Origin of the sequence: Ferrovibrio sp. (assembly GCF_029255545.1) — a bacterium.
Taxonomy (GTDB): Bacteria; Pseudomonadota; Alphaproteobacteria; order Ferrovibrionales; family Ferrovibrionaceae; genus Ferrovibrio.
Map to the genome: position 1 here is coordinate 1 of NZ_JANLJJ010000058.1, position 3,152 is coordinate 3,152.

At 67.7% G+C, this 3,152-nt stretch carries 5 protein-coding genes; 2 read left to right on the forward strand and 3 right to left on the reverse strand.

Features of this window, described 5'->3' with window-relative positions:
• Positions 1–313, reverse strand: a 313-nt coding sequence (locus tag Q1J79_RS11615; protein WP_300300423.1) for a peptide-methionine (S)-S-oxide reductase, incomplete at its 3' end; no start/stop codon positions are given.
• A gap of 137 nt (positions 314–450) precedes the next feature.
• Between Q1J79_RS11615 and Q1J79_RS11620 the strand changes: the two genes are divergently transcribed.
• Positions 451–1,395 (forward strand): DMT family transporter, encoded by a 945-nt coding sequence (locus tag Q1J79_RS11620; RefSeq protein WP_300300432.1) that lies wholly within the window; start codon positions 451–453, stop codon positions 1,393–1,395.
• A gap of 7 nt (positions 1,396–1,402) precedes the next feature.
• Here the strand turns inward: Q1J79_RS11620 and Q1J79_RS11625 are convergent, their stop codons facing one another.
• On the reverse strand, positions 1,403–2,077 hold the full coding sequence (locus Q1J79_RS11625) for a GntR family transcriptional regulator (protein ID WP_300300425.1): 675 nt from the start codon (positions 2,075–2,077) through the stop codon (positions 1,403–1,405).
• Positions 2,078–2,182: 105 nt separating this feature from the next.
• Here Q1J79_RS11625 and Q1J79_RS11630 point away from each other — a divergent pair, with 105 nt between their 5' ends.
• Positions 2,183–2,521: a DUF1491 family protein gene (locus tag Q1J79_RS11630; RefSeq protein ID WP_300300428.1), complete on the forward strand. Its 339-nt coding sequence runs from the start codon at positions 2,183–2,185 to the stop codon at positions 2,519–2,521.
• On the opposite strand, the gene cobA is transcribed toward Q1J79_RS11630, so the two are convergent.
• The coding region (gene cobA, locus Q1J79_RS11635) for a uroporphyrinogen-III C-methyltransferase (RefSeq protein ID WP_300300430.1) at positions 2,518–3,152 on the reverse strand (635 nt) is incomplete at its 5' end. The two genes, Q1J79_RS11630 and cobA, sit on opposite strands and share 4 nt — an antisense overlap.

Below are 3,152 nucleotides of genomic sequence, written 5' to 3' on the forward strand. Positions count from 1 at the left end.
CTACCAGCACCACCTCGTTATGGCCGGTCAGGCCGCTGCAGACCTCTTCATAGGTCGGATTCGGCGTGTAACCGGCGGCATAGCCCACGGCTGTGCTGTAGACGCCGGGGCCGGCCTGCCAGAATTTGCGCTCCGCGCCCCAGAAACAGCCCAGGCCGAACACGGCCTGCTCCATGCCATCGGGAAACGGCGGTTTCAGCGGATGGCCGTTGACGAAATGCTGCGCCGGCACCGGCATTGGCGTAGCGCGGCCCGGCAGCGCCTTGTCGCGCGGCGGCATTTCGACCTTGTGACGCGGTATCGTGAACCACATGGCGACCTCCCGGAAATTCCGGCACAGGAAGTGGGGCCGGATTGCACTGACGTCAAGCCTGCCCTGCAACGGGCCGGGTTTGCGCCAGCCGGCAATCCGGCTAGTGTGCCGGATCAAGCAATCATAACACAGTGCTGATGCCTCCCGCCTCGCTCGCCACCCTGCCCGCCCCGCTTTACGCCCGCCTGTTCGGTTACGGCACCCGCCGCGGCGTCGCATCGATGATCCTGGGCATGGCCGCCTTCATCATCAACGACACGCTGATCAAGCTGGCCAGCACGGCCGTGCCAACCGGCCAGCTGATCGCCATGCGCAACGTGATGGCGACGGCGCTGATCATTCTGCTGATCGTGACGACCGGCCAGGCGGCGCATCTGCGCCGCGCCGCCGACCGCGTGGTGATCGCGCGCAGCCTGATCGACGTGATCGCCACCCTGTGCTACCTGCTGGCGCTGTTCCACATGCCGATCGGCAACGTCACCGCCATCAACATGGCGACCCCGCTGGCGATGACGGCGGCGGCAGCCCTGTTCCTGCGGGTACCGGTCGGCTGGCGGCGCTGGAGCGCGATTGCCATCGGATTCCTTGGCGTGCTGCTGATCGTCCAGCCCAAGGCCGAAGGTTTCAACGCCTATTCCCTGCTCGCCATCGCCGCCGTCGTCTTCATCGTGGCGCGCGACCTGACCACCCGGCGCATCGACCAGACCATTCCCTCGCTGGTCGTTACGCTCACCAATGCGGTTTTCGTGCTGCTCGGCGCGCTGGCCCTAAGCAGCTATGAAGGCTGGGTGGCGGTGAACTGGCTGCAGGTCCTGCTGCTGGCCGGCGCCGGACTGTTCCTGATCGGCGGTTATCTGCTGATTGTCGATGCCTTCCGCCATGGCGATCTCGCCACGGTGGGGCCGTTCCGTTACACCGGCCTGATCTGGGCCCTGCTGTCGGGTTTCCTGGTCTGGGGCGACATCCCCAACCTGCTGGCTTTCGCCGGCATCGTGATCGTGGTGGCCAGCGGCCTGTATGTGCTGCACCGCGAACGCCTGAAGGCGCGCGACGAGGCCAGCACCACCAACCCCATCGAGTGACTTAGGCTCAGCGCGTGAATTCCTCCGCCGAAACATCGGCAGCGCCGATATGCTGCACCATCGCCTGTTCAGCAGCCTGCGCATCGCCCTGCAGGATCGCCCGCACCACCGCGTCGTGCTCGGCGAACGAACTGGCCAGCCGGCCGACCAGGCGGAACTGGGCGCGGCGGAAGGGCGACAGGCGGCGGCGCACGGCGGCGGTGTTTTCCACCAGCGCCTGGTTATGGGTACCTTCGTAGATAATCGTGTGGAAATCGACATTGAGCGCGGCATAGGCCTCGGCCTCGCCGTCGCGCACCAGCTGGCGCGAACGCTCGTGCAGGTCCTCTAGGGTCTTGCGTTCGGCCGCCGTCATGCGCTGGGCGGCATAGCGGGCGCAGATCGATTCCAGCTCGCGCATCACCTCGAACAGGTCATGCATATGCTGGCGCGAGGGGATCGCCACCAGGGCACCGCGATGCGGCCGGATTTCGACCAGTCCGGTTTCGACCAGCGCCTTCAGGGCCTCGCGCACCGGCGTGCGCGACACGCCGAAGCGGTCAGCCAGGTCCTGTTCCTCCAGCCTGCTGCCGGGCGTCAGCGCGCCGGACAGGATCTGGTCGGCGATGCGCTGGCGCAGGGTAATGGCGCGGGTGGACCGGCCACCGGTTTCGCCATCCATATCGGGCTTGAGCTGATTCATCGCCGCAGTCTAGCAACCGCCATCCGGCGCCGCCACCAAAGGCTTGCCCAGGCAACCCGCAGGTCCACGCTTGCATGCCGGGGCGAAGCTGGGCACTTTGCCGGCATGAGCGAAGCGCGCCTGAAAACCCGGCTGCTGGTGCAGGCCATCCTGCGCCGCTACGACCAGGAAACCATCCCGGCCTATATCCGGCGCAAGGGCGATCCGGATGCCGGCACGATCCTGCTGAAGATCGCATACGGACCGGCCGAAGCCATGGTGCTGAGCCAGGCCCGCGATGCCGAGGGCCGAGCCGGCTGGCTCAGACTGGGCGGCGCGGAGCGTCTGGAGGACGCCGCCGCCGAAGCGGCGATCGAAAAGGCGGTCAGGCGCGATCCGGACCTCTATGTCATCGAGATCGAGGATGCGAAAGGCCGCATCCTGGTCGAAGGCCCCCTGCTCTAGGCCACCTGCTCCAGCGGCGCGACCGCACAAAGCTGGCCGGCGGCCGCAAACACGCGCCCGATGCCGACCAGCACCGGCTGCTCACTACCCAGCGATGCCAGCCCATCCGCCAAATTGTCGAGTTGGCCCTGCCAGCGGACTTCCTCGGGTCGCGACACGGCCGCCACCGCCACGACCGGCGTCGCCGGCGACAGGCCCTCGGCGATCAGCCGCGCGGCGAAATCCCCGCCGGTGCGGCCGCCCATATAGACCATCAGCGAGGTTTCCGGATCGGCCAGGCCGCGCCAGTCCAGATCGGCCGGCAGGCCGCCCTTGCGCGAATGACCGGTGACGAGGCGCAGCGAATGCGCCGCCTCGCGATGGGTGAGCGAAACGCCGAGGCTGCTGGCCGCGGCCAAAGCCGCGGTAATGCCGGGCACGATCTCGACCGGGATATGCTCGGCCCGCAAAGCGGCGATTTCCTCGCCGGCGCGGCCGAACACCATCGGATCGCCGGATTTCAGCCGCACCACCCGCTTGCCCTGGCGGGCCAGCTTGATCATCAGCGCGTTGATATCGTCCTGGCGGCAACTGGCGCGGCCGCCGCGCTTGCCCACCATCATGCGCCTGGCCTCGCGGCGCGCCAGCTCCA